The organism is Pseudomonas sp. NPDC012596 (assembly GCF_042902325.1).
Taxonomy (GTDB): domain Bacteria; phylum Pseudomonadota; class Gammaproteobacteria; order Pseudomonadales; family Pseudomonadaceae; genus Aquipseudomonas.
Genome location: NZ_JBIBEB010000007.1, coordinates 17,215 through 43,512, shown reverse-complemented (window position 1 = coordinate 43,512; position 26,298 = coordinate 17,215). Strand labels below are relative to the sequence as shown.

At 62.6% G+C, this 26,298-nt stretch carries 25 protein-coding genes and 1 tRNA gene; 16 read left to right on the top strand and 10 right to left on the bottom strand.

Annotated features, from left to right (window positions below; all coding sequences use genetic code 11):
- Window positions 1–248: 248 nt before the first annotated feature.
- Window positions 249–336: transfer RNA gene (locus ACFY68_RS10625), tRNA-Ser, on the bottom strand.
- A gap of 134 nt (window positions 337–470) precedes the next feature.
- On the opposite strand from ACFY68_RS10625, the gene ACFY68_RS10620 reads away from it, so the two are divergent.
- The 8 genes from ACFY68_RS10620 (at window position 471) to ACFY68_RS10585 (ending at window position 6,570) form a co-directional block, all read left to right on the top strand.
- On the top strand, window positions 471–1,142 hold the full coding sequence (locus tag ACFY68_RS10620; RefSeq protein ID WP_387526605.1) for a Bax inhibitor-1/YccA family protein: 672 nt from the start codon (window positions 471–473) through the stop codon (window positions 1,140–1,142).
- 400 nt (window positions 1,143–1,542) lie between these two features.
- The gene (locus ACFY68_RS10615) at window positions 1,543–2,922 is read left to right on the top strand and encodes a uracil-xanthine permease family protein (RefSeq protein ID WP_346612137.1); all 1,380 of its coding nucleotides are present in this window, start codon (window positions 1,543–1,545) and stop codon (window positions 2,920–2,922) included.
- Window positions 2,923–3,135: 213 nt separating this feature from the next.
- Window positions 3,136–3,528, top strand: a complete 393-nt coding sequence (tusD, locus tag ACFY68_RS10610; RefSeq protein WP_346612136.1) for a sulfurtransferase complex subunit TusD — start codon at window positions 3,136–3,138, stop codon at window positions 3,526–3,528.
- Between the two features lies 1 nt (window position 3,529).
- Window positions 3,530–3,889, top strand: a complete 360-nt coding sequence (tusC, locus tag ACFY68_RS10605; RefSeq protein ID WP_387526601.1) for a sulfurtransferase complex subunit TusC — start codon at window positions 3,530–3,532, stop codon at window positions 3,887–3,889.
- Window positions 3,889–4,185 (top strand): sulfurtransferase complex subunit TusB, encoded by a 297-nt coding sequence (tusB, locus tag ACFY68_RS10600; RefSeq protein WP_387526598.1) that lies wholly within the window; start codon window positions 3,889–3,891, stop codon window positions 4,183–4,185. The genes tusC and tusB overlap by 1 nt, the downstream gene beginning before the upstream one ends.
- Complete coding sequence (locus tag ACFY68_RS10595) at window positions 4,182–4,517, top strand: TusE/DsrC/DsvC family sulfur relay protein (RefSeq protein WP_387526595.1); 336 nt, start codon at window positions 4,182–4,184, stop codon at window positions 4,515–4,517. Before tusB ends, ACFY68_RS10595 begins: the two co-directional genes overlap by 4 nt.
- Window positions 4,514–5,518, top strand: a complete 1,005-nt coding sequence (locus tag ACFY68_RS10590) for a glycosyl transferase family protein (RefSeq protein ID WP_387526592.1) — start codon at window positions 4,514–4,516, stop codon at window positions 5,516–5,518. The genes ACFY68_RS10595 and ACFY68_RS10590 overlap by 4 nt, the downstream gene beginning before the upstream one ends.
- Before the next feature lie 92 nt (window positions 5,519–5,610).
- Window positions 5,611–6,570 (top strand): glutathione S-transferase family protein, encoded by a 960-nt coding sequence (locus tag ACFY68_RS10585; protein WP_387526589.1) that lies wholly within the window; start codon window positions 5,611–5,613, stop codon window positions 6,568–6,570.
- A 209-nt stretch (window positions 6,571–6,779) separates the two neighbouring features.
- Here ACFY68_RS10585 and cysG read toward each other — a convergent pair whose 3' ends face one another.
- The 6 genes from cysG to ACFY68_RS10555 all read right to left on the bottom strand — a co-directional run bounded on the left by cysG (window position 6,780) and on the right by ACFY68_RS10555 (window position 14,336).
- The gene (gene cysG, locus ACFY68_RS10580) at window positions 6,780–8,171 is read right to left on the bottom strand and encodes a siroheme synthase CysG (protein ID WP_387526586.1); all 1,392 of its coding nucleotides are present in this window, start codon (window positions 8,169–8,171) and stop codon (window positions 6,780–6,782) included.
- Window positions 8,172–9,452, bottom strand: a complete 1,281-nt coding sequence (gene serS, locus ACFY68_RS10575) for a serine--tRNA ligase (RefSeq protein WP_387526583.1) — start codon at window positions 9,450–9,452, stop codon at window positions 8,172–8,174.
- A gap of 30 nt (window positions 9,453–9,482) precedes the next feature.
- A complete protein-coding gene (gene crcB, locus ACFY68_RS10570) occupies window positions 9,483–9,857 on the bottom strand; it encodes a fluoride efflux transporter CrcB (protein WP_387526580.1) in 375 nt (124 codons plus the stop codon).
- Window positions 9,854–11,179: a replication-associated recombination protein A gene (locus ACFY68_RS10565; RefSeq protein WP_387526577.1), complete on the bottom strand. Its 1,326-nt coding sequence runs from the start codon at window positions 11,177–11,179 to the stop codon at window positions 9,854–9,856. Before ACFY68_RS10565 ends, crcB begins: the two co-directional genes overlap by 4 nt.
- Before the next feature lie 12 nt (window positions 11,180–11,191).
- The gene (lolA, locus tag ACFY68_RS10560; RefSeq protein WP_387526574.1) at window positions 11,192–11,815 is read right to left on the bottom strand and encodes an outer membrane lipoprotein chaperone LolA; all 624 of its coding nucleotides are present in this window, start codon (window positions 11,813–11,815) and stop codon (window positions 11,192–11,194) included.
- Between the two features lie 61 nt (window positions 11,816–11,876).
- Complete coding sequence (locus ACFY68_RS10555) at window positions 11,877–14,336, bottom strand: DNA translocase FtsK (RefSeq protein ID WP_387526571.1); 2,460 nt, start codon at window positions 14,334–14,336, stop codon at window positions 11,877–11,879.
- A gap of 382 nt (window positions 14,337–14,718) precedes the next feature.
- On the opposite strand from ACFY68_RS10555, the gene aat reads away from it, so the two are divergent.
- From aat to infA, 3 genes are all read left to right on the top strand, one after another.
- On the top strand, window positions 14,719–15,399 hold the full coding sequence (gene aat, locus ACFY68_RS10550) for a leucyl/phenylalanyl-tRNA--protein transferase (RefSeq protein ID WP_387526568.1): 681 nt from the start codon (window positions 14,719–14,721) through the stop codon (window positions 15,397–15,399).
- A 56-nt stretch (window positions 15,400–15,455) separates the two neighbouring features.
- The gene (locus tag ACFY68_RS10545) at window positions 15,456–16,163 is read left to right on the top strand and encodes an arginyltransferase (RefSeq protein ID WP_346612124.1); all 708 of its coding nucleotides are present in this window, start codon (window positions 15,456–15,458) and stop codon (window positions 16,161–16,163) included.
- Window positions 16,164–16,265: 102 nt separating this feature from the next.
- Window positions 16,266–16,484, top strand: a complete 219-nt coding sequence (gene infA, locus ACFY68_RS10540; protein WP_002553999.1) for a translation initiation factor IF-1 — start codon at window positions 16,266–16,268, stop codon at window positions 16,482–16,484.
- Between the two features lie 175 nt (window positions 16,485–16,659).
- Here infA and clpA read toward each other — a convergent pair whose 3' ends face one another.
- Both clpA and clpS read right to left on the bottom strand, forming a co-directional pair.
- Window positions 16,660–18,930 carry an ATP-dependent Clp protease ATP-binding subunit ClpA gene (clpA, locus tag ACFY68_RS10535; RefSeq protein WP_346612123.1) on the bottom strand — a complete coding sequence of 757 codons (2,271 nt, stop codon included), beginning with the start codon at window positions 18,928–18,930 and terminating at the stop codon, window positions 16,660–16,662.
- Between the two features lie 30 nt (window positions 18,931–18,960).
- A complete protein-coding gene (gene clpS / locus ACFY68_RS10530) occupies window positions 18,961–19,323 on the bottom strand; it encodes an ATP-dependent Clp protease adapter ClpS (RefSeq protein WP_012315251.1) in 363 nt (120 codons plus the stop codon).
- A 230-nt stretch (window positions 19,324–19,553) separates the two neighbouring features.
- On the opposite strand from clpS, the gene cspD reads away from it, so the two are divergent.
- Window positions 19,554–19,811, top strand: coding sequence for a cold shock domain-containing protein CspD (gene cspD / locus ACFY68_RS10525; RefSeq protein WP_387526564.1), 258 nt, complete (start codon window positions 19,554–19,556; stop codon window positions 19,809–19,811).
- 75 nt (window positions 19,812–19,886) lie between these two features.
- Here the strand turns inward: cspD and icd are convergent, their stop codons facing one another.
- Window positions 19,887–21,143, bottom strand: a complete 1,257-nt coding sequence (gene icd, locus ACFY68_RS10520; RefSeq protein WP_387526561.1) for an NADP-dependent isocitrate dehydrogenase — start codon at window positions 21,141–21,143, stop codon at window positions 19,887–19,889.
- Window positions 21,144–21,558: 415 nt separating this feature from the next.
- Here icd and ACFY68_RS10515 point away from each other — a divergent pair, with 415 nt between their 5' ends.
- From ACFY68_RS10515 to hflD, 4 genes are all read left to right on the top strand, one after another.
- Entirely contained in the window at window positions 21,559–23,784 is a 2,226-nt protein-coding gene (locus ACFY68_RS10515) for an NADP-dependent isocitrate dehydrogenase (protein WP_387526558.1), read from the top strand.
- 202 nt (window positions 23,785–23,986) lie between these two features.
- Window positions 23,987–24,427 carry an NUDIX hydrolase gene (locus tag ACFY68_RS10510; RefSeq protein ID WP_387526555.1) on the top strand — a complete coding sequence of 147 codons (441 nt, stop codon included), beginning with the start codon at window positions 23,987–23,989 and terminating at the stop codon, window positions 24,425–24,427.
- A 59-nt stretch (window positions 24,428–24,486) separates the two neighbouring features.
- The gene (gene mnmA, locus ACFY68_RS10505; protein ID WP_387526552.1) at window positions 24,487–25,611 is read left to right on the top strand and encodes a tRNA 2-thiouridine(34) synthase MnmA; all 1,125 of its coding nucleotides are present in this window, start codon (window positions 24,487–24,489) and stop codon (window positions 25,609–25,611) included.
- On the top strand, window positions 25,608–26,234 hold the full coding sequence (gene hflD, locus ACFY68_RS10500) for a high frequency lysogenization protein HflD (RefSeq protein ID WP_387526549.1): 627 nt from the start codon (window positions 25,608–25,610) through the stop codon (window positions 26,232–26,234). Before mnmA ends, hflD begins: the two co-directional genes overlap by 4 nt.
- The last annotated feature ends 64 nt before the right edge of the window (window positions 26,235–26,298 follow it).

Sequence of the window (26,298 nt, the reverse complement as noted above, 5' to 3'; positions counted from 1 at the left end):
AGCGAGGGTACAAAGGGCTTTGCCTGAGTGCGAGAGCCCTTTGTACGCGTGCATTCTCTGCTTGCCTCAATGTGCCGCTGTGGCGCGGACGCTGCATTGAGACTGGAAATGATTGGTTGGCTGATCTGGCCTGATCGCGGGTAAGCCCGCTCATGCAGGGACGGCGCACGGTTATGACCGATGGGAGCTTGTGCCAAATTCCAGAAACGCAAAAGCCCCGAATAGTCGGGGCTTTTGTTGAAAAATAGTGGCGGAAGCGTAGAGATTCGAACTCTAGGATAGTTGCCCATCGACGGTTTTCAAGACCGTTGCCTTAAACCACTCGGCCACGCTTCCAGCTCGTTTTGCGGCCGCCATAATACCGTAATGAAACACGCTGTCAAACTCTCTATGTCGCCGGTTGCAGGAGCTCTGATAGACTCCTAGCATCTGAACGTTCCAAAACCACAGGTTTACCAAGGAGTGTCGCCATGCGCGAACAGGATTATGCCGTACACAGCGGCCAACAGGTCGAGCAGCGCGAGGTCAGCAAGGTCCTGCGCAACACCTACAGTCTGCTGGCACTCACCCTCGCCTTCAGTGGTGTCATGGCTTTCGTTGCCCAGCAGATGCGTGTCGGCTACCCGAACATATTCGTCGTGCTGATCGGCTTCTACGGCCTGTTCTTCCTCACCAACAAACTGCGTGATTCGGCCTGGGGCCTGGTGTCCACCTTCGCCCTCACCGGCTTCATGGGCTTCATCCTCGGCCCAATCCTGAACCGTTACCTGGGCATGGCCGGTGGCGCTGAAGTGGTCAGCTCGGCGTTTGCCATGACTGCACTGGTATTCGGCGGCCTGTCGGCCTACGTGCTGATCACCCGCAAGGACATGAGCTTCCTCAGTGGCTTCATCACTGCCGGCTTCTTCGTCCTGCTGGGCGCCGTGGTTGCCAGCTTCTTCTTCCAGATCAGCGGCCTGCAACTGGCGATCAGCGCTGGCTTCGTGCTGTTCTCGTCGGTCTGCATCCTGTTCCAGACCAGCGCGATCATCCACGGTGGCGAACGTAACTACATCATGGCGACCATCAGCCTGTATGTATCGATCTACAACCTGTTCGTCAGCCTGCTGCAACTGTTTGGCATCATGGGCCGTGATGACTGATTGATTGCTGTGTGAGAAAGCCCGCTTCGGCGGGCTTTTTTGTGGGCCGGAGACTGCCAGCCCTTGGGGCTGCGCGGTCACGCAGAGAACAGTGATCTTTGTGGGAGCGGGCTTGCCCCGCGAAGGGGCCGCGCGGTGCATGGCACCGGCTTTGCCGGTGTTCGCGGGGCAAGCCCGCTCCCACAGAGTCCCCCGCTAGATTAATGAGTCATGTTTTGTTCTCTGAGAGCAGCCTTTGTGCTGCTCCTACAGGGGCAGTGGCTTACGCCAATAATTGACTAAAAAGTCAGATAACCAACCAAATGCTCGCCGATCATGCCGCCATCATGCTTTTCTCTACCGCAATCCCTCATCACCCCGTAGAATGCGCTCCTTTTTTCTTCCGGGGCGGCTTTCAGCAATGAGCTCACACGAACACAGCCCAGGCGCAGCGGCGCCTGCCAATGAACTGGTGCTTGGCCTGGAGGACAAACCACGGCTACTGATCGGCCTGCTGGCTGCCCTGCAGCATCTGCTGGCGATCATCGTGCCGATCGTCACCCCTGGCCTGCTGATTTGCCAGGCGCTGGGCGTTTCTGCGCGTGATACCAACCTGATCGTTTCCATGTCCCTCGTGATCTCGGGTATCGCCACCTTCGTGCAGTGCAAACGCTTTGGCCCATTCGGCGCCGGGCTGCTGATCGTGCAGGGCACCAGCTTCAACTTCGTCGGGCCGCTGATTGCCGGTGGCGCGCTGATGGTCAAGCAAGGTACGCCGGTTGAGGGCGTGATGGCGGCTATCTTTGGTGTGGTAATCGCCGGTTCGTTCGTCGAGATGGGCGTGTCGCGCATTCTGCCGTTCGTCAAACGCCTGATCACCCCGTTGGTGACCGGTATCGTGGTGCTGATGATCGGTCTGACCTTGATCAAGGTCGGCCTGATCAGCATGGGCGGTGGCTTTGGCGCCATGGCCAATGGCACCTTTGCCAACGGCGATAACCTGCTGCTGTCGGGCGTGGTGCTGGCGATCATCGTGATCCTCAATCGCGTCCCGGTGGTGTGGATGCGCAGCTGCGCCATCGTCATCGCCCTGGCGGTCGGCTACGCGCTGGCCGGCTACATGGGCCGCCTGGATTTCACCGGCATGCATCAAGCCGCGCTGTTCCAGGTGCCGACGCCGCTGCACTTCGGCCTGGGCTTCTCGTGGGCGCTGTTCATTCCGATGCTGGTGATCTACCTGGTGACTTCGCTGGAAGCCATCGGTGACGTTACTGCCACCAGCAAGGTCTCGCGCCAGCCGGTCGAAGGGCCGGTGTGGATGCAGCGGATCAAGGGCGGCGTGCTGGTCAACGGTGCCAACTCGCTGCTGGCCGGCCTGTTCAATACCTTCCCTAGCTCGATCTTCGCGCAGAACAACGGCGTGATTCAGCTGACTGGCATTGCCAGCCGCCACATCGGCATCTGGATTGCCGTGATGCTGGTGTTGCTGGGCCTGTTCCCGAGCGTTGCCGGGGTGATTCAGGCAGTGCCTGAGCCTGTGCTGGGTGGTGCGGCCATGGTGATGTTCGGGGCGGTTGCGGCCTCGGGGATCAATATTCTGGCCAGCACCAGGCTGGACCGCCGTGCGCTGCTGATCATTGCCGTTTCGTTGGCGCTGGGCCTGGGCGTGGCGCAGGTGCCGGAGTTCCTGGCGCATATGCCGGCGGCTATTCGCAATGTGCTGGAATCGGGCGTGGCTACTGGGGGGATCTGTGCGCTGGTGCTGAACTGGTTCTTGCCGGAGAGCAAGGAGCAGGCTTGAGCCTTGTGCCCTTCTGACTGGGCCAAGGGGCCGCTGCGCGGCCCATCGCCGGCAAGCCAGCTCCTACACACCGGCCGCGTCGGTTTCAAGCCATGCGCAGCACCGCTGGGATCGCGCAGGCCTAGAGAATAAGTAGAAAGCCCGCGCCGCTTGCACAAGCGGGCGCGGGCTTTTTTGCTTTATCATGGCGGCATTCTTTTGTACGAGTTATCCATGAAATTCGCTATCGCGGTTTTTTCCCCGGCCCATGCACCCTCTTCGCGACGCGCCTTGCGCTTCGCCGAGGCGGTGCTGGCTGGCGGGCATGAGATTGCCCGGCTGTTCTTCTACCAGGATGGCGTGCACAGCGCCTCGGCCAACGTGGTCGCGCCCCAGGATGAACAGGACATCGCCGCCCAGTGGCGCGCCTTTATCGACAGCCACCAGCTCGACGCTGTGGTGTGCATCGCCGCAGCCCTGCGTCGCGGCGTGCTCGACGAAACCGAGGCCAGCCGCTACCAGCGCCCGGCAGTGAACCTGCCCAAGCCGTGGGAGCTTTCCGGCCTGGGCCAATTGCACGAAGCGGCGCAGCAAGCCGACCGCCTGATCTGCTTTGGAGGTGACTGAAATGGCCAAATCCATGTTGATCATCAGCCGCCAGGCACCGTGGAACGGCCCATCCGCCCGCGAAGCACTGGACATCGCCTTGGCTGGCGGTGCCTTCGATCTGCCGCTGGGCATGCTGTTTCTCGATGACGGCGTATTCCAGCTAGCGCCCCATCAGCAACCCGCCGCTGTGCAGCAAAAAAATCTTGCCGCCAACCTGCAGGCCCTGCCGATGTTTGGCGTAGAAGCACTGTTCGCCTGCCAGCACAGCCTGGCCCTGCGCGGGCTGGCCGCCGACACGTTAGCGCTGCCGGTAGATGTGCTGGACGACGCAGCACTGCAGGCACTGATTGCCCGTTTCGACCAAGTGGTGACGCTCTGATGCCGACCTTGCACGTGATCTCCCACTCCCCCTTCGGCGACGACCGCCTGATCAGCTGCCTGCGCCTGCTCGGCAGCGAGGATGGCTTGCTGCTGTGCGGCGATGCGGTCTACGCCCTGCGCGATGGCAGCGAGACGCAGCGCTTGCTGCAAGCAGCCGGCCTGGGTCAGCGCCTGTTCGCCCTCGATGAAGACCTGCAGGCCCGCGCCATCACCGGCGGGCTGGCCAAAGCGGTGGACTACCAGGCGTTCGTCGCGCTGTCGCTGCACTACGACAAGGTCAACAGCTGGCTATGAACACCCTGACGGTAGACAACCAGGCCATTGCCCTGGACAAAGACGGCTTTCTGGTCGACCTGCAAGACTGGTCCCGCGCTGTCGCCGAGGCGCTGGCCGAGCGCGAAAGCATTGCCCTGACCGCCGACCATTGGGAAATCCTCGAACTGCTGCGCCAGTTCTACGAGGAGTACCAGCTGTCCCCGGCCACGCGCCCGTTGATCAAATACACCGCGCTCAAGCTGGGCCCGGAAAAGGGCAATAGCCCGCACCTGAACCGCCTGTTCAACGGCACCCCCGCCAAACTCGCCGCCAAGCTGGCGGGCCTGCCCAAGCCGACCAATTGCATATGACAGAAGCTCGTCCGCTTACCCTGGAAACCCCCGCCGAACACCCGTTCGCCGAATTCGTGCGCATCCTTGGCAAAGGCAAGCGCGGCGCCCGCGGCTTGACCCGTGAGGAAGCCCGTGCGGCCATGACCCTGCTGCTGGAAGGCAAGGTCGAGGACACCCAGCTGGGTGCCTTCCTCATGCTGCTGCGGCACAAGGAGGAAAGTGCCGAGGAACTGGCCGGTTTCACCGAAGCCCTGCGCGCCCACCTGCAGGCCCCGCGCATTGCCGTCGACCTGGACTGGCCAAGCTACGCCGGCAAGAAGCGCCACCTGCCCTGGTACCTGTTGGCCGCCAAGTGTCTGGCCAACAATGGCGTGCGCATCCTGCTGCACGGCGGTGGCGCGCACACGGCCGGGCGCATGTACACCGAGCAACTGCTGGCCCTGCTGGAGATCCCCCTGTGCCGCGGCTGGCCCGCCGTCGAGCAGGCACTGGACCAGCAGCGCCTGGCGTTCTTCCCGCTGCAGGACTGGGCCCCGCAGCTGCAACGGATGATCGACCTGCGTAATACCCTCGGCCTTCGTTCGCCCATCCACTCGCTGGCCCGGGTGCTCAACCCGTTGAGTGCACGCTGCGGGCTGCAGAGCATCTTCCACCCCGGCTACCAGGCCGTGCACCGCGAGGCCAGCCGCCTGCTCGGCGACCACGCCGTGGTGATCAAGGGCGATGGTGGTGAGATCGAGGTCAACCCGGACGTCATCAGCCACCTGTACGGCACCAGCTCAGGCGCAGCCTGGGACGAGGAATGGCCGGCGCTGAGTGAACGCCGCCATGTCAAACCTGCGAGCCTGCAGCCCGAACAGTTGCTGGCAGTGTGGCGTGGCGAGGCTGAGGACAGTTACGGCGAGATGGCCGTCATTGCAACCATGGCCCTTGCCCTGCGCGGTTTGGGCCAGACTCGTGACGAGGCATTTGCCGCTGCACGCGCTTACTGGGCCGCTCGAAACCAATCGAATAAATAGATAATAAGTGCGCAGTCTTTGCGCTATTTATTCGAACGATTTCCCCTAGACTGGGCTCCAACGACAAACAATTTTGTTCCGAGGAGCTCAACATGGGCCTTTTGATCGACGGCCGCTGGCACGACCAGTGGTACGAAAACGGCAAGGATGGCGCCTTCAAGCGTGAGAACGCCCAGCGCCGCAATCAATTGCCCGCCCCCGAGGCCGGTCGCTATCACCTGTACGTCTCGCTGGCTTGCCCATGGGCTCATCGCACGCTGATCGTTCGCGCCCTCAAAGGCCTGGAACCGTTGATCGATGTGTCGGTGGTCAGCTGGCTAATGCAGGAAAACGGCTGGACCTTCGACCAGCAGCAAGGCTCCACCGGGGATCACCTCGACGCCCTCGAGTTCATGCACCAGCGCTACACTCAGGATGACCCGCACTACACCGGCCGCGTGACCGTGCCCGTGCTGTGGGACAAACAAGAGAAGCGCATCGTCAACAACGAGTCGGCAGAGATCATCCGCATCTTCAACAGCGCGTTCAACGAGCTGACGGGCAACCACCTGGACTTGTACCCGGAGCCGCTGCGTCCAGCCATTGAGGCGCTTAACTCACGCATCTACCCAGCAGTGAACAACGGCGTTTATCGCGCAGGCTTTGCCACCACGCAGGAAGCTTATGAGACTGCGTTCGACGAAGTGTTCGACGAACTGGATTACCTGGAAGATTTGCTGAGCCGCAATCGTTACCTGGCAGGCGAATACCTGACCGAGGCCGATGTTCGGTTGTTCACCACACTGGTGCGGTTCGATGCGGTCTATCACGGTCATTTCAAGTGCAACCTGCGCCGGCTGAGCGACTATCCGAACCTGTCCAACTGGCTGCGCGAGCTGTACCAGTGGCCGGGCGTGGCGCAAACGGTGAACATGGAGCATATCCAGAAGCACTATTACATGAGCCACAAGACCATCAACCCCAACGGCATCGTGCCCAAAGGGCCGCTGCAGGATTTCAACCTGCCGCATGACCGGGATCGGTTGGCAGGTAAGGGTATTTGGCAGGGTTGAGATTGTCGGGGCTGCTTTGCAGCCCATCGCGACACAAGGCCGCTCCCACAGGGACCGCGTTAAGCTTGGGATTTGCGCCAGATGGCACCCGCCTCGCGGGTGTTCGCGGCTAAAGCCGCTCCTACAGATGTCGCGTAAAGCCTGGGGCTTGCGCGGTCCGTGTAGGAGCTGGCTTGCCTGCGATGGGCCGCAAAGCGGCCCCAACAATTTCAGCTGTTCTGCGCCCCTTCAAACCAGGCCAGCTTCTCGCGCAACTGCACCACTTCCCCGACAATCACCAAGGTCGGCGCATGCACTTCATGCTGTGCCACCAGCGCCGGCAAGTCAGCCAAGGTACCGGTGAACACCCGCTGATTACGCGTTGTCCCCTGCTGCACCAGCGCCGCTGGCGTGCTCGCCGCACGGCCGTGGCGAATCAGCTCGGCACAGATGGTCGGCAACCCCACCAGCCCCATGTAGAACACAAGAGTCTGGGCAGGCGCCACCAGGTCATTCCATGGCAGGTTGCTGGTACCGTCCTTGAGGTGACCGGTAACGAAGCGCACCGACTGGGCATAATCGCGATGGGTCAAGGGAATGCCGCCGTAGGCGGAGCAACCACTGGCCGCGGTAATGCCGGGCACCACCTGGAACGGGATACCCTGCTCGGCCAATTCTTCGATTTCTTCGCCACCCCGGCCGAAGATGAACGGGTCGCCGCCTTTCAGGCGCAACACACGCTTGCCCTGTTTCGCCAGGTCGACCAGCAGGCGGTTGATCTGGTCCTGCGGTACGGCATGGTCGGCGCGGCGCTTGCCCACGTAAATGCGTTCGGCATCACGCCGGCACATCTCGATGATGGCGGGTGCCACCAGGCGGTCGTACAGCACCACATCGGCCTGCTGCATCAGGCGCAAGGCGCGGAAGGTGAGCAAGTCCGGATCACCCGGCCCCGCCCCCACCAGATACACCTCGCCGCCCTGCTGCACCGGCGCGCCGTCGACCATCGCCTGCAACAAGCGCTCGGCCTCGGCGCCCTGCCCGGCCAACTGGCGCTCGGCAATGGGGCCCTGGAACACGTTTTCCCAGAAGCCACGACGCTGATTGACGTCCGGGTAAAGCGCCTTGACCTTGTGCCGGAACCGCGCAGCCAGCCCGGCCAACTCGCCATAGGCCGACGGGATCCAGGCCTCCAGCTTGGCGCGGATCAAGCGCGCCAGCACCGGGGCGTCACCACCACTGGAAACCGCCACCACCAACGGCGAACGGTCGACGATGGCCGGGAAGATCACCGTGCACAGGGCCGGCGCATCCACCACGTTTACCGGCAGGTTGCGCGCCTGCGCATCCGCCGAGACCTGGGCATTGAGCCCAGGGTCATCGGTGGCCGCAATCACCAGGCGACAGCCGACCAGGTCGGCTGCCTGATAGCCACGCACCAGGACCTCACCGCCACCTTCACGGGCCAGCGCGGCCAGTTGGCCGTCGACCTCGGGCGCCACCACCCGCAGCGCGGCGCCGGCATCGGCCAGCAGGCGCGCCTTGCGCAAGGCGATTTCGCCGCCGCCGACGACCAGCACACGGCCGCCCTGCAGCTTGTGGAACAGCGGCAGGTAATCCATTTAGCGGATGACCTCGACACCGCCCATGTAGGGCTTGAGCACTTCCGGCACCACGATGGAGCCGTCGGCCTGCTGGTAGTTCTCCAGCACCGCCACCAAAGTACGGCCCACTGCCAGGCCGGAGCCGTTGAGGGTGTGCACCAGCTCCGGCTTGCCGGTTTCCGGGTTGCGCCAGCGGGCCTGCATGCGGCGCGCCTGGAAGTCACCGCAGTTGGAGCAGGAGCTGATTTCGCGGTATTTGTCCTGGCTCGGCACCCACACTTCCAGGTCGTAGGTTTTCACGGCGCCGAAGCCCATGTCGCCGGTGCACAGGGCCAGCACGCGGTAAGGCAGCTCCAGCAGCTGCAGAACGCGCTCGGCGTTGGCTGTCAGGCCTTCCAGGGCTTCCATGGACTTGGACGGCTCAACCACCTGGACCATCTCGACCTTGTCGAACTGGTGCTGGCGGATCATGCCGCGGGTGTCACGGCCGGACGCGCCAGCTTCACTGCGGAAGCAAGGGGTATGGGCAACCAGCTTGAGCGGCAGCTGCTTGGCGTCGATGATCTCGCCCGCCACCAAGTTGGTCAGCGACACTTCGGCAGTCGGGATCAGGTAGAAGTCAGCCTCACCTTCACGGGTGATCTTGAACAGGTCTTCCTCGAACTTCGGCAGCTGGCCGGTACCCTGCAGCGCCGGGGCCTGGACCAGGTACGGGGTGTAGTGCTCTTCGTAGCCGTGTTCACCGGTGTGCAGGTTGATCATGAACTGCGCCAGGGCGCGGTGCAGGCGGGCAATCGGGCCGCGCAGCACGGCAAAGCGGGCGCCCGACAGCTTGGCTGCCGCTTCGAAGTCCAGGCCACCGCTGATCTCGCCCAGGGCGACGTGGTCCTTGATCTCGAAATCGAACGTTTTCGGCGTACCCCAACGGCGCACTTCGACGTTGTCGTCTTCGCTGGCACCGACCGGGACGCTGGCGTCCGGCAGGTTGGGAATGGTCAGGACGATACCGTCCAGTTCAGCCTGGATCTCGTCCAGCTCGACTTTACCAGCAGCCAGCTCACCGGCCATGCGCTCGACATCAGCCATCAGCGGCGCGATGTCCTCGCCCTTGGCCTTGGCCTGGCCGATCGATTTGGAGCGGGCGTTACGCTCGGCCTGCAGCTGCTCGGTGCGGGTCTGCACCGCCTTGCGGCGCTCTTCCAGCGATTCGATGCGCGCGACATCCAGGCTGAAGCCACGGGAGGCGAGGCGGTCAGCCACTTCCTGAAGTTGGCCGCGTAACAGTTTGGAATCGAGCATGTCGTTCTCTCGTTATGTGTATAGGTTGGTTCAGAGTCGGGTCAGGGACAGGCCGGCCCAGGTGGCCAGTAGCCCGCCCATCACGCTAATACCGGTATAGCCCACGGCCAGGGGCACTTGCCCACTTTCCATCAGGCGCACGGTATCGAGCGAAAAGGAGGAAAACGTCGTCAGCCCGCCAAGAAAGCCGACGATCAGGCCGGCGCGCAGCTCGACCGGCGCCAGCGGTTTGTGCAGGAACAGGCCATAAAGCAAGCCGATCAGCAGGCAGCCGACCAGGTTGACGGCCAGCGTACCGAGGTAGAAATGCCGAGGCCAGTGGGCCGTGACCCAGTTCGAGGTGGCGAAGCGCAACCAGGTACCGGCGATACCGCCCGCGCTGACCGCGGCGATGAGTGCAATCACGGTTTTCTCCGCTGGCGGGGGCTGTTGCGGTCAAGTTCGGCCAGGTGGCGCAGTTTTTCGCCGATCTTCAGCTCCAGGCCACGGGGCACGGGCTGGTAGTACTGGCGCGGTTCGAGCTGGTCGGGGAAGTAATCTTCGCCGGCGGCGTAGGCATCGGGCTCGTCATGGGCATAGCGGTATTCGTCGCCATAGCCGAGTTGTTTCATCAGCTTGGTCGGGGCGTTGCGCAAGTGCAGCGGCACTTCCAGCGAGCCATGCTCGGCCGCTTCGCGCAGGGCCGTCTTGAAGCCCACGTACACCGCGTTGCTTTTGGGTGCACAGGCGATGTAGGTGATGGCCTGGGCCACCGCCAGCTCGCCTTCGGGGCTGCCCAGGCGCTCCTGAACATCCCACGCCGCCAGGCACAGGCTGAGGGCGCGCGGGTCGGCGTTGCCGATGTCTTCGCTGGCCATGCGTACCACGCGGCGGGCGATGTACAGGGGGTCGCAGCCGCCGTCGAGCATGCGCGCGAACCAGTACAGCGCGCCATCAGGGTTGGAGCCGCGCACCGATTTGTGCAGGGCGGAAATCTGGTCGTAGAACGCTTCGCCGCCTTTGTCGAAGCGCCGGCGGCTGTCGCCGAGCAAGCTTTGCAGCAGGTCGACACCAATCTCGCCGCCATCTTCGGCCAGGTCCGAGGCGTTTTCGAGGAAGTTGAGCATGCGCCGGCCATCGCCGTCGGCGGCGGCCATAAGCATCTTGAAGGCCTCGTCACCGACGCTCAGATGACGCTTGCCCAAGCCGCGCTCTTCGCTGAGGGCTCGGTCGACAAGCTTGCGCAATGCCGGTTCATCCAAGCTCTTGAGCACATACACCCGCGCCCGCGAGAGCAAGGCGTTGTTCAGCTCGAATGACGGGTTTTCTGTGGTGGCGCCAATGAAAATCAGCGTGCCGTCTTCGACAAAGGGCAGAAAAGCATCCTGCTGGGACTTGTTGAAGCGGTGCACCTCGTCAACGAATAGAATTGTGCGACGGCCATATTGAGCAGCCTGCTGCTTGGCCACCTCGACGGCCTGGCGGATCTCCTTGACCCCGGCCAGCACCGCCGAAACCGTTTCGAAGTGCGCATCGCAGAACTGCGCCAGCAGCCGCGCGAGTGTGGTCTTGCCCACCCCCGGCGGCCCCCAGAAGATCATCGAGTGCAGCGCACCCTGCTCCAGCGCCTCACGCAGCGGTTTGCCGCGCGCCAGCAGGTGCTCCTGGCCGACGTACTCGTCCAGGTTGGACGGGCGCAGCCGGGCAGCCAGGGGCTGGGCAACAGGTTCGCTTCGAAACAGGTCCATGGTGAGCTCTGATTACTCCTTGATGACGTCCGCGCCTTTCGGGATGTCGAACTTGAACTTGCTGTCCGGCACCGCTTGGTTGGCTTTCACGCCATTGAACAGGATGTTGGTGCGCTGGCCGACGCTGTCGATCAGCTGCATGTCATTGATCAGGCCCTTGCGGAACGACACGCGCAGCGAGTCGAACAAGGTGTCCTTGGTCTTCGGCTTGAGGGTGAAGTCCATCACTTCGCCCTGTTCCTTCGACGCAATGTCGAAGCTTTGGCTGATCTTCGACACGTCACCGGACAACAGCAGCGCCGGGGTCTGGTTCAGGCGCACATCGAGCTTCTTGATGGTGGCTTGCTCCAGGTCTGGGTCCCAAAGGGTGACCATCTTGCCGTCAGACACCACCACCTGCTCCTGCGGCGCGTTGGTGTGCCAGTAGAACAGGCCCGGGCGCTTGACAGTCATCTGGCCAGACGTTTCCTGCAGGCTGGTACCGTCGGCGCCCAACGTCAATTGAGAGAAATTGGCTTCGATGGTCTGCGACTTTTCCAGCAGCTGGGTCAGGCGTTGCACGTCCTGTTCGCCAGCGTAAGCCGCCACGGAACCCATAGCCAGGGCAGAAACCAACAGCATGCGAATCGCGCGCATGGAAATCCTCTTAGGGCAGTAAATGAGCCAGGCGCCCTGCGGGCACCTGGCAAGGTGTTCATCAGTCGCGCGGGCCGCCCGGGGCAATCACTTCCCGCGAGCCGTTGCTGTTCATCGGGGTGACCACGCCGGCCATCTCCATAGCCTCGATCATGCGCGCGGCGCGGTTGTAGCCGATCTTCAGCTTGCGCTGCACGGCCGAGATCGACGCGCGGCGGCTTTCGAGCACGAACTGCACCGCCTCATCATACAGGGCGTCGCTTTCCGAATCCTCGTCGCCACCACCACCACCGCCGCCGCCTTCGAAGCCACTGCCGGCCTCTTCGACGCCGTTGAGGATGTCGTCGTTGTAGTCCGGCGCACCGCGCAACTTCCAGGCTTCGACCACTCGGTGCACTTCATCGTCAGAGACGAACGCGCCGTGGACACGGATCGGCAGGCTGGTGCCCGGCGGCATGTACAGCATGTCACCGTGGCCCAGCAGCTGCTCGGCGCCACCCTGGTCGATGATGGTCCGCGAGTCGATCTTGCTCGACACCTGGAACGCCATGCGGGTTGGGATGTTGGCCTTGATCAGGCCGGTGATGACGTCCACCGATGGGCGCTGGGTGGCGAGGATCAAGTGGATACCGGCAGCACGAGCCTTCTGGGCGATACGGGCGATCAGTTCTTCGACCTTCTTGCCGACGATCATCATCATGTCGGCGAACTCGTCCACCACCACCACGATGGTCGGCAGGGTGTTCAGCGTCGGTGGCTCGTCATCCATGCTCTCGCGGCGGTACAGCGGGTCGTGGACGACCTCGCCGGCCTCCTGGGCGTCCTTGATCTTGCGGTTGAAGCCCGCCAGGTTACGCACGCCCATGGCGGCCATCAGCTTGTAGCGGCGCTCCATCTCGGCGACGCTCCAGCGCAGTGCGTTGGCGGCGTCCTTCATGTCGGTGACCACCGGGCACAGCAAGTGCGGGATGCCTTCGTAGATCGACAGTTCGAGCATCTTCGGGTCGATCATGATCAGCCGCGCGTCTTCAGGGCCAGACTTGAACAGGATCGACAGGATCATCGCGTTCACACCCACCGACTTACCGGAACCGGTGGTACCGGCCACCAGCAGGTGAGGCATCTTGGCCAGGTCGGTGATCACCGGCTTGCCACCGATGTCGTGACCCAGGGCCAAGGCAACCGGCGACTTGGATTCGTCGAACAGCGGCGACGACAGCACTTCGGAGAAGCGCACCATCTGCCGGTTTTCGTTGGGGATCTCGATACCCACGGTGGTCTTGCCAGGGATCACCTCAACCACCCGCACACTGGTCACCGCCAGCGAACGCGCAAGGTCTTTGGCAAGGTTGGCGATGCGGCTGACCTTGACCCCGGCCGCTGGCTGGATTTCGTAGCGGGTAATGACCGGGCCCGGGTGGATCGAGTCCACCGAGACTTCAACGCCGAATTCCTTGAGCTTGATTTCCAGCAGCTGGCCGACGCCGGCCAGGGACTCTGGCGAGTACTCGATCTTTTTCTCCTCGGCCGGGTCGAGGATGGAAATCGACGGCAAGGTGCCTTCCACAGCGCTGTCGACGAACAGCGGTGCCTGCTTCTCCTTCATCACCCGTTTGCTCGGCTCCGGCGCCTTGGCCGGCGCTGGCGGGATGATGACCGGGGCCGCAGCCTGCTCGCGCGGCACGACTGTTTCGCGTGGCACCACAGGTTCGCGTGGTGCAGCAACGGGCCGGGCTGGCGGTTCGTCGCGCTCGACGATGCGCTCGCGCAGCTGAGCCTTGGCCGGCTCGCGTTTTTCAGTGGCCGTCGGTGCTGCCTTGAAGCTCGGCTCGTCCACCTCGCGCAGTTGCGCTTCCAGGCGTTTGCGCTCGTTGCGCGCCTCCCACCAGCGGTTGGCCGCGCCTTGCACCAGCTCGAACAGGTCGAGGGTGATCTTGCCGGTCATGTCCATCACCTTGAACCACGAAAGGTCGGTGAACACGGTCAGGCCGAACAGGAACAAGGCAATGAACATCAGCGTGCTGCCCTGCACGTTCAGCAGGTTGCGCGCCAGGTCACCCAGGCTCTCGCCCAGGGCACCGCCCGCAGAGAACGGCAGGCTCGCCGGCGGGTGGAAATGGATATGCGCCAGCGCCGCACCGGACAGCACCAGGAACACCAGGCCGATCAGGCGCCAGGAGAACAGCCAGCCGCTCCACTGCCACGGCTGGTGGCGCTCACGGAAGATCTGCCAGGTCTTGATCGCCAGCAGCAGCGGGAAGATGTAGGCGAAGTAGCCGAGCACCATGAACAGGATGTCGGAGAAGTAGGCACCGGCACGCCCGGCGGCGTTCTGCACCTGGTCGACGTTGCTGGTGTGGCTGAAGCCAGGGTCCGAGGTGTCGTAGGTCAGCAGCGCCATCCACAAGTACAGGCACAGGGCGCCGACAGCGATCAACGCACCTTCCTTGAGGCGGTAATGCAGCTGCTGCCGCCACAGGGGCACAGGCAAAGGAGCTGGAGTTGCGGTGGATTTCTTCAAAACGCGTCTATTCCTGCGCGTGCTGCGCGTCCAGTAGTGATCGGCCGGCGCCCGGCCAATGAACCACTACTTTTAACATTACTGCCCGCCGGCCGCCATGGCGGTACGCCGTATGGAGCTTGGCTGGGGGCGACTTTCGTATAGGTGCAATTTGAGCATGCATTTTCTTTCGTGACAAAGGCTTATGCTGTGTTTTTGCACAGGTGTGACAGCAAATGTGCCAGATGGTGCCTACGGCCGCTGTAATGTGTAGGAATTTGCCTATTGTTTCATCTGACCAGACGCATTACGGGCAAAACGGCAACCGGGCGGGCAACAGCATTGACCCCACAAGCCTGCCTTGCCATGCTGCCCTCTCCCCTCCCCCACCGCACGATAGACCATGCTCACCTGGCTAACCCGCGACTCGCTGACCTTCCCGCCCCTGGAAAAGGCCCTGCATGAACCCAACGGCCTGCTAGCCGCTGGCGGCGACCTGACCCCCGAGCGCCTGGTGCAGGCTTATCGCCACGGCTGCTTCCCCTGGTATCAGGACGGCCAGCCGATTCTCTGGTGGTCGCCCGACCCACGCACCGTGCTGCTGCCGGGCGAACTGCATGTCTCGCGCTCGCTGGCAAAACTGATGCGCCAGGGCCGCTACCAGGTCAGCTTCGACACCGACTTCCCCGCCGTGATCGACGCCTGCGCGGCACCACGCGACTACGCCGACGGTACCTGGATCACAAACACCATGCGCAACGCATACTGCGAACTGCACAAACGGGGCATCGCCCATTCTGTGGAAGTGCGCCAGGACGGCGAGTTGGTTGGCGGGCTGTACGGCCTGGCAATGGGCCAGCTGTTTTTCGGCGAATCGATGTTCAGCCGCGCCGACAACGCCTCGAAGGTCGGCTTCGTGACCTTGGTCGAGCACCTGCGCCAGGCCGGCTTCGTGCTGATCGACTGCCAGATGCCCACCAACCACCTGCACAGCCTGGGCGCCCGCGCCATCAGCCGCGCCACTTTTGCCGAGTACCTGGCCCGCCACCTCGACCAGCCCAACAGCGCCACCTGGCTCAACTAGGCGAGTTGCGAGAGCTGGCTTACACTTAAAACAAAGTCTCACCGAAGGGGTCGATCATGACAGAGTTGGCGCGGTTGAAGTTCTATGCCACTCAGCCCCACTCCTGCAGCTACCTGCCGGACGAACAGGCGACCACGCTGTTCCTCGACCCCAGCCAGCCGATGGACGTGAACGTGTACGCCGACCTGTCGGAAATGGGTTTTCGGCGCAGTGGCGACCACCTGTACCGCCCGCATTGCCAAAACTGCAATGCCTGCGTACCCGCACGCATTCCCGCTGCGCGCTTCATCCCTAACCGCCAGCAGCGGCGCATCCTCAAGCGCAACGCCGACCTCACCGTGACCGCCGCACGCCCGGCCTTCAAGGAAGAGTACTTCGACCTGTACCGGCGCTATATCGAAACCCGCCACGCCGATGGCGACATGTACCCGCCGAGCCGCGACCAGTTTTCTACCTTCCTGGTGCGCGACCTGCCGTTCTGCTGGTTCTATGAGTTCCGCCTGGCCGGCCGCCTGCTGGCCGTCGCGGTGTGCGACCTGCTGCCCAATGGCTTGTCGGCGGTGTACACCTTCTACGAGCCTGGCGAGGAACGGCGCAGCCTGGGCCGCTTTGCCATTCTCTGGCAGATCACCGAAGCGGTGCGCCAGGACCTGGAAGCGGTGTACCTGGGCTACTGGATCAAGAACTGCAAGAAGATGAACTACAAGACCCAGTACCGCCCCATCGAACTGCTGATCAACCAGCGCTGGGTCACCCTCAACTGAAAGCATTGGCTTGACACACTATTTTCCGGCATAATCCACGCCACTTTTTTGCCCGGTGCGGTTATGCGTCGGGCCAACACTGGACACCGAGGGCTCAACTGCATGTCGAAAGAAGACAGCTTCGAAATGGAAGGTACTGTCGTCGACACCCTGCCCAACACCATGTTCCGCGTGGAGTTGGAAAACGGGCACGTCGTAACCGCGCACATCTCCGGAAAGATGCGCAAGAACTACATCCGCATTCTCACTGGCGACAAGGTACGCGTCGAGCTGACGCCGTACGACCTGAGCAAGGGCCGCATCACCTACCGTGCGCGCTAAGCTCCAGCCATGAAAAAGCCCGGCCATGTGCCGGGCTTTTTTGTGCTTGTAGCATTGCAGTATTGCATCACCCTCAGTGGGAGCGGGCTTGCCCCGCGAAGCCGACTCCGCGGTGCATGGCACCGGCTTCGCCGGTGTTCGCGGGGCAAGCCCGCTCCCACAAGGGCCCAGCCTGTCAGGCCACTTCTGCGGTGGTCTCGAAGTCGAACACCAGTTCGCCATCGCGCAGGTCGATGTGCACCACACCGCCATGCTCGGCCAGCTCGCCAAACAGGATCTCCTCAGCCAACGGCCGCTTGATCTTGTCCTGGATAAGCCGCGCCATCGGCCGCGCGCCCATCTGCACATCGTAGCCAGAGGCCGCCAACCAACCGCGGGCGTCATCGCTGACTTCCAGCAGCACACGTTTGTCTTCCAGCTGCGCCTGCAGTTCGATGAGGAACTTGTCGACGATGCTTTTGATCGTTTCGTGGCTCAAGCGGCCGAACTGGATAATGGTGTCCAGACGGTTGCGGAACTCCGGCGTGAAGCTCTTGCGAATGACCTCCATGGCATCGGACGCGTGGTCCTGATGGGTGAAGCCGATCGACGCCCGGGCCGCGGTTTCAGCACCGGCGTTGGTGGTCATGATCACAATCACGTTGCGGAAGTCCGCCTTGCGCCCGTTGTTGTCGGTCAGGGTGCCGTGGTCCATCACCTGCAGCAGCAGGTTAAAGACTTCCGGGTGGGCCTTCTCGATTTCATCGAGCAGCAACACGCAGTGCGGCTGCTTGGTGATGGCCTCGGTCAACAGGCCGCCCTGGTCGAACCCGACATAACCAGGAGGCGCACCGATCAAACGCGATACGGTGTGGCGCTCCATGTACTCGGACATGTCGAAGCGCACCAGCTCCACGCCCAGCGCCTTGGCCAGCTGCCGCGCCGCTTCGGTCTTGCCGACACCGGTAGGGCCGGCAAACAGGAACGAACCAACCGGCTTGTCCGGCGCCTTCAGGCCTGCGCGGGACAGCTTGATCGCCGTGGCCAGCGAGTCGATCGCCTGGTCCTGACCGAACACGGTCAGCTTCAGGTCACGCTCCAGGTTACGCAGCAGCTCCTTGTCGGAACTGCTGACGTGCTTCGGCGGAATGCGCGCGATCTTGGCGACGATGTCTTCTACTTGCGGCACGTCGATGCGCTTGACCCGATTCGCCTCGGGCTGCAGGCGCTGGTAGGCACCCGCCTCGTCGATCACGTCGATGGCCTTGTCCGGCATGTGGCGATCATTGATGTAGCGCGATGCCAGTTCAGCGGCGGCGCGCAGGGCCTCGTCGCTGTACTCGATGTTGTGATGGCTTTCGAAGCGCCCTTTGAGGCCGCGCAGAATGCCGACGGTGTCTTCAACCGAAGGTTCGCTGACATCGACTTTCTGGAAGCGCCGCGCCAGTGCACGGTCCTTCTCGAAAATGCCGCGGAACTCCTGGAAGGTCGTCGAACCAATGCAACGGATCTCGCCGGACGACAGCAGCGGCTTGAGCAGGTTGGACGCATCCATCACCCCGCCCGACGCCGCACCAGCACCGATGATGGTATGGATCTCGTCGATGAACAGGATGGCCTGAGGGCGTTTGCGCAACTCACCCAGCAACGCCTTGAAGCGTTTTTCGAAGTCGCCGCGGTACTTGGTACCCGCCAGCAACGCGCCCAGGTCGAGGGAATACACCACGCTCTGCGACAGCAGGTCGGGGACCTGGCCGTCGACGATACGTTTTGCCAGGCCTTCGGCAATGGCGGTCTTGCCCACGCCGGCCTCACCGACCAGCAGCGGGTTGTTCTTGCGGCGGCGGGCAAGAATCTGCGCAACGCGCTCGACTTCCTGCTCGCGCCCGACCAGCGGGTCGATACGCCCGGCACGGGCCAGTTCGTTCAAGTTGCTGGCGTAGGCATCCAACGGGTTGCTGGAAGAGGACGTTTCACCACCCTCCTCGTCTTGCATCTCCTGGTCGCTTTCGGCGTGCGAGCCATGGCCCGGCACCTTGGAAATGCCGTGGGCAATGTAGTTGACCACGTCGATACGGGCCACGCTCTGCTGTTTGAGCAGGAACACGGCCTGGCTTTCCTGTTCGCTGAAGATCGCCACCAGCACGTTGGCACCGGTTACTTCACGTTTGCCGGAGCTTTGCACGTGGAACACGGCACGCTGCAGCACACGCTGGAAGCCCAGGGTTGGCTGGGTTTCGCGGTCTTCGTCGTTGACTGGAATCAGGGGCGTGGTGGAATCGATGAACTCTTGCAGGTCGTGCTTGAGTTTGTCGAGATTGGCGCCACAGGCGCGCAGAACGGTCGCAGCAGCCTCATTGTCAAGGAGTGCCAGCAGCAGATGTTCGACGGTCATGAACTCATGACGTTTCGAACGGGCCTCCTTGAAGGCAAGATTGAGGGTGACTTCGAGCTCGCGGTTTAACATAGCTTCACCTCATACCCAAGTGGTCGGCGATTAACCGTCCTTCTCGATTTCACAGAGTAGCGGATGCTGGCTTTCCCTGGCGTATTGGTTGACCTGCATGGCCTTTGTTTCGGCGATGTCACGGGTAAACAATCCGCACACTGCCCGCCCTTCGGTATGGACGGTCAGCATGATCTTGGTCGCCAGCTCGCGGTTCAAACTAAAGAACGTTTCGAGCACTTCGACGACGAAATCCATCGGCGTGTAGTCATCGTTGAACAAAACCACCTTGTACATGGGTGGCGCCTGCAGGATCGGCTTGGCTTCCTGGACTGCAAGACCTGAGCCGTCGTCCTCATTCGATTGCGGGCGATCCTGATTGAATGTTAGTCGAATCTCGCTACGTGCATGCATGGAAAGATTTTCATCATGATCGTCAGGTTAAGGTTATGGGTTGACCGCACAGGCCACTGCCAGCGCACACGCTGGGCGACCTTGACTATCGGCAAAACGGTGTTACAACCAATAAGAACCCACCGTGGTCGATAAAGATCCGCGCAGTCAACCAGATTTTTCGCAAGGTTCGTATGCGGATGAAGTGGATGATACTCCAGTGATGGAGTCCTTTGCAGAGGGACATAGGGATGGCAAGCGGTAAAGTCAAGTGGTTCAACAATGCCAAGGGCTACGGATTCATCAATGAGGAAGGTAAATCCGATGACCTGTTCGCTCATTACTCAGCCATCCGGATGGACGGATACAAGACCCTCAAAGCGGGCCAGTCCGTAGTGTTCGACATCGTCCAGGGCCCCAAAGGCCTGCATGCGGTCGAAATCAAGGATGCGGCAGCAGCGGCAGAGGTCGCCAAAAACCAGGGCGAACCGCAGAGCGAAACCGCCTGAGCCTGGCCATTGCTCTGTGCCGGTATACGAATGAACCGGCCGCCTCTTCAGGGAGACGGCCGGTTTTATATTGCCTTACATATGCTTGATCATCTCGTCGCCAAAGCCTGAGCTGCCCACCAGCTTCGCCCCCTCCATCAGCCGCTCGAAGTCGTAGGTCACGGTCTTGGCCGCAATCGCGCCGTTGGTACCTTTGATGATCAGGTCGGCCGCTTCGGTCCAGCCCATGTGCCGCAGCATCATCTCCGCAGAGAGGATCACCGAGCCGGGGTTGACCTTGTCCTGGCCCGCGTACTTGGGCGCTGTGCCGTGGGTGGCCTCGAACATGGCCACGGTGTCGGACAGGTTGGCGCCTGGCGCGATACCGATACCCCCCACTTCCGCCGCCAGGGCATCGGACAGGTAGTCACCGTTGAGGTTGAGCGTGGCAATTACGTCGTATTCGGCCGGGCGCAGCAGGATCTGCTGCAGCATGGCGTCGGCGATCGCGTCCTTCACCACCACCTCACGGCCGGTCTTGGGGTTCTTGAACTTCATCCACGGGCCGCCATCGAGCAGCTCGGCGCCAAATTCGTCCTTGGCCACCTCGTAGCCCCAGTCCTTGAAGGCGCCTTCGGTGAATTTCATGATGTTGCCCTTGTGTACCAGGGTCAGCGACTCACGGTCGTTGTCCACCACATACTGCAAGGCCTTGCGCACCAGGCGCTTGGTGCCCTCGCGGGAGACCGGCTTGACGCCGATGCCGCAGTCCTGGTCGAAACGGATCTTGGTCACGCCCATTTCTTCCTTGAGGAACTTGATCACCTTGTTCGCTTCGGGCGAGCCGGCTTTCCACTCGATGCCGGCGTAGATGTCCTCGGAGTTCTCACGGAAGATCACCATGTCCACGTCGCCAGGCTTTTTCACCGGGCTCGGCACGCCCTGGAACCACACCACTGGGCGCAGGCACACGTACAGGTCAAGTTGCTGGCGCAAGGCCACGTTCAGCGAACGAATGCCGCCACCCACCGGGGTGGTCAGCGGGCCTTTGATCGACACCACGTATTCGCGCACCGCGTCGAGGGTTTCCTGCGGCAGCCAGGTGTCCTGGTCGTAGACCTGGGTAGCTTTCTCGCCGGCATACACCTCCATCCAGGCGATCTTGCGCTTGCCGCCATAGGCCTTCTGCACGGCCGCGTCCACGACCTTGATCATGACGGGAGAAACGTCGACGCCAATCCCGTCCCCTTCGATATAGGGAATGATGGGGTTGTCGGGCACATTGAGCGAATGGTCTGCATTGACGGTGATCTTGGTGCCGTCGGTCGGAACCTTGATTTTCTGGTATCCCATGCTTGCACTACTCCGCTTTCGGGTGTGATTGGACATCATGCGATCCCACTGAGCCTAAACCACATCCGCCGACCTGCAAGCACTGCGACAACACACCACATTGCCCCTACGTCTTTGGTCTTATAAATGGCGCCGATGTCACTTCGCCTTGCTGAATAGCCCGATTGGTTTGATATACTGCGCCGCGACCGAAGGGTCACCAGGGCGAACCCTAGGAAAATGCGGCTCGCCCTCGGCCAGCAATGGCCACGAAGCCTGGGCTGTTACCGCAGCTCAGCACTTGACGCTCGACTGATGCATCCACCATCACCGCTCGCAGCCTCTCGACTTTCCGCTCATGGCGTCGCCAGGGCGAAGCGCCTACCCTGCGCACCTCGAGACTCGAGTACGCTCAGCACATAGAGAGTTAACCCGCATGCCCACCCGTTCCAAGATCATCTATACCTTCACCGACGAAGCCCCTGCCCTCGCCACCTACTCGCTGCTGCCGATCGTCGAAGCCTTCACCGCTTGCGCCGACATCGCCGTCGAAACGCGCGATATCTCCCTGGCAGGCCGTATCCTTTCGGCATTCCCGGAGCAACTCGGCGCCGACAAGCAGGTAGCCGATCATCTGGCGGAACTGGGCCAGCTGGCCACCACCCCTGAAGCCAACATCATCAAGCTGCCGAACATCTCGGCCTCGGTCCCGCAATTGAAAGCGGCGATCAAGGAGCTGCAAGGCAAGGGCTACAACATCCCGGACTACGCCGACGAGCCGGCGACCGCTGAAGAAAAAGAATCCCGTGCGCGCTACGACCGCATCAAGGGCAGCGCCGTTAACCCGGTACTGCGCGAAGGCAACTCCGACCGCCGCGCACCGCTGTCGGTCAAGAACTACGCGCGCAAGCACCCGCACAAGATGGGCGCCTGGGCCGCCGACTCCAAGTCGCACGTTGCCCACATGACCCAAGGCGACTTCTACGGCAGCGAAAAGGCCGCACTGATCGAGGCTGACGACAGCCTGCGCATCGAGCTGGTCGGCAAAGACGGCAGCACCACCGTGCTGAAAGACAAGACCGCCGTCAAAGCCGCTGAAATCATCGACTGCGCCACCATGAGCCGCAAGGCCCTGAAAGCCTTCATCGCCGAGCAGATCGCCGATGCCAAGGCCTCCGGCGTGCTGCTGTCGGTGCACCTGAAAGCCACCATGATGAAGGTCTCCGACCCGATCATGTTCGGCGTCATCGTCGAAGCCTTCTATGGCGAAGTGCTGGCCAAGCACGCTGCTGCCCTGACCGAAGTCGGCTTCAACGCCAACAACGGCATTGGCGACCTGTATGCCCGCATCAAGGACCTGCCAGCTGACAAGCAGGCCGAGATCGAAGCCGACATCCAGGCCCTGTACGCCGTTCGCCCGGCCCTGGCCATGGTCAACTCCGACAAAGGCATCACCAACCTGCACGTGCCGAGCGACGTCATCGTTGACGCCTCGATGCCGGCCATGATCCGTGACTCGGGCAAGATGTGGAACACCGCCGGTGAACTGCAGGATGCCAAGGCGATCATCCCGGACCGCTGCTACGCCGGCATCTACCAGGCCACCATCGAAGACTGCAAGGCCAACGGTGCATTCGACCCGACCACCATGGGCAGCGTACCGAACGTTGGCCTGATGGCGCAGAAGGCCGAAGAGTACGGCTCCCACGACAAGACCTTCCAGGTCAAGGCCGACGGCGTTGTGCGCGTGGTCGATGGCAAAGGCAAGGTCGTTCTGGAGCAGAACGTCGAAGCCGGTGACATCTTCCGCATGTGCCAGACCAAAGACGCGCCGATCCAGGACTGGGTCAAGCTGGCCGTCAACCGCGCCCGCCTGAGCAACACTCCAGCGGTGTTCTGGCTGGACCCGGCCCGCGCCCACGACGGCGTGATGATCGAGAAGGTGCAGGCGTACCTGAAGGATCACGACACCGCTGGCCTGGACATCCGTGTGCTGGCCCCGGTTGACGCCATCAAGTTCTCCCTGGCCCGCATCCGCGAAGGCAAGGACACCATCTCGGTGACCGGCAACGTGCTGCGCGACTACCTGACCGACCTGTTCCCGATCATGGAGCTGGGCACCAGCGCCAAGATGCTGTCGATCGTGCCGCTGATGAACGGCGGTGGCCTGTTCGAAACCGGCGCTGGCGGTTCGGCACCCAAGCACGTACAGCAACTGGTTGAAGAGAACTTCCTGCGTTGGGACTCGCTGGGTGAATTCCTGGCCCTGGCCGCTTCCCTGGAGCACCTGGGCAACACCTACGACAACCCGCGCGCCAAGGTCCTGGCCAACACCCTGGACCAGGCTACCGGCAAGTTCCTCGACACCAACAAGTCGCCTTCGCGCAAAGTCGGTGGTATCGACAACCGCGGCAGCCACTTCTACCTGACCCTGTACTGGGCCCAGGCGCTGGCTGCCCAGAGCGACGACGCTGCGCTGCAGGCACGTTTCGCCCCGCTGGCCAAAACCCTGACCGAGAACGAGGAGACCATCGTCGCCGAGCTCAACGCCGTTCAGGGCAAGCCAGTCGACATCGGTGGCTACTACGCGCCGAATGCCGAGCTGACCGCCAAGGTGATGCGCCCAAGCCAGACCCTGAACAGCGCCATTGCTGCCCTGTAAGGCTCGCTTGAAGTAACAGCACAAACCCCGGCCACGCACCGGGGTTTGTGCTTTCTGGGAATTGGCGCTGCTGCGCAGCCCTTCGCGGGCAAGCCCGCCCCTACAGGAGGGGTGCTGCCATTGAGGCCTGCACTGTACCTGTAGGAGCTGGCTTGCCGGCGATGGGCCGCACCGCGGCCCCAGCGATACAAGGACAGACCACATGACCTGGCAACCCCACATCACCGTCGCTACCATCGTCGAACACAACGGCAAGTTCCTCTTCGTCGAAGAATTCAAAGCCGGCCAGCACGTTTTCAACCAACCCGCCGGCCACCTCGAAGCCTTCGAGACCCTGCCCCAGGCCGCCCTGCGCGAAACCCTGGAAGAAACCGCCTGGGAAGTCGAGCTGACCGGCGTGGTCGGCATCTACCTGTACACCGCCCCCAGCAATGGCGTGACCTACCAGCGCATCTGCTTCGCCGCACGCCCGCTGCGCCATCACCCGGACCTGGCACTGGACAGCGACATCGTCCGCGCCGTGTGGCTTACCCGCGAAGAATTGCTCGCCGAACCCAGCCGCTGGCGCAGCGAGCTGGTGCCACGCTGCCTCGACGACTACCTCGCAGGGCCGCTGCACAGCCTCGACCTGCTGCGCGACTGACGCGCCGCTTCGGGTTTGATAGAATCGGCGTTTTTCTCCCTTGATACACATCGGTAGCCATGACCAGCCCAGCACTTAAAGACCCCGCCAAGACCCGCGTCATCGTCGGCATGTCCGGCGGCGTGGACTCTTCCGTCTCCGCCCTTCTGCTCATCGAGCAGGGCTACCAGGTGGAAGGTCTGTTCATGAAGAACTGGGAAGAGGACGACGGCACCGAATACTGCACCGCCCGCGAAGACCTGGCCGACGCCCAGGCTGTGTGCGACCGTATCGGCATCAAGCTGCACACCGCCAACTTCGCCGCCGAATACTGGGACAACGTGTTCGAGCACTTCCTCGAGGAGTACAAGGCCGGCCGCACGCCCAACCCGGACATCCTCTGCAACCGCGAAATCAAGTTCAAAGCGTTCCTCGACTACGCCCTGTCGCTGGGTGCCGACCTGATCGCCACCGGCCATTACGTGCGCCGCCGCGACACCGGCGCGCTTACCGAGCTGCTCAAGGGCCTGGACCCGAACAAGGACCAGAGCTACTTCCTGCACGCCGTTGGCGGCAAAGAGATCGCCCGCACGCTGTTCCCGGTGGGCGAGCTGGAAAAACCCGAAGTGCGCGCCATCGCCGAAAAACACGGCCTGGCCACCGCCAAGAAGAAGGATTCCACCGGTATCTGTTTCATCGGCGAGCGCCGCTTCAGCGACTTCCTCAAGCAGTACCTACCGGCCCAACCGGGTGAAATCCAGACCACCGACGGCGAAGTCATCGGCCGCCACCACGGCCTGATGTACCACACCATCGGCCAGCGCCAGGGCTTGGGCATCGGCGGCCTGAAAGACGCCGGCGACGAGCCGTGGTACGTGCTGCACAAAGACCTGACCCGCAACGTGCTGGTGGTCGGCCAGGGCAACGAACACCCGTGGCTGTTCTCCCGCGCCCTGCTCGCCTCGGAAATCTTCTGGGTCAACCCGGTCGACCTCAGCAGCCCGCGCAAGCTCACCGCCAAGGTGCGCTACCGCCAGAGCGACCAGCACTGCACCGTGGAACTGACCGAAAGCGGTTACCGCGCGGTGTTCGACGAACCGCAGCGCGCCGTCACCCCAGGCCAGTCGGTGGTGTTCTATGATGGCGAGGTGTGCCTGGGCGGCGGCGTGATCGAGACGGCCGAGCCGTGGAGCCCGCGCGCATGAGCAACCTGCAGGAGCAATTGATTGCCCTGGGCGGTGTGTTCCAGGCCGCCGTGCTGGTCGACCGCATCGCCCGCACCGGCCAGGCAGGCGAGGCCGATATCGGCTGCATGCTCGGCAGCTTGCTGGTGCGTGACCCCAACGACACCCTCGAGGTGTTTGGCGGTGATGACAGCAACCTGCGCGACGGTTACCGCGCCCTGGTCGGCGCCCTTGAGCGCGACCCCAACAGCCTGCAGCGCGAGCCGCTGCGTTATGCGCTGTCGATGCTCGGCCTGGAACGCCAGCTGAACAAGCGCGGCGACCTGCTCGACACCATCGGCAACCGCCTGCCGCAAATCCAGTCCCAGGCCGACCATTTCGGCCTGGTTCACGAAAACGTCATCGCTTCCAGTGGCGCCTTGTACCAGGACACCCTCAGCACCCTGCGCCAGCGCATTCAGGTGCATGGCGACATGCGTTTCCTGCAACAGCCCAACAACGCCTCGAAAATCCGCGCCCTGCTGCTTGCCGGCATCCGCGCCGCGCGCCTGTGGCGCCAGCTGGGCGGGCATCGCTGGCAACTGGTGTTCAGCCGTCGCAAGCTGCTCAACGAACTGTACGACATGATGCGCAAGCCTTCCTGAAGGCGGCGCCGGCCCCACATAGGCACTGCGACATGTTTTGATAGGCCCGACCTTTGGTCAGCCA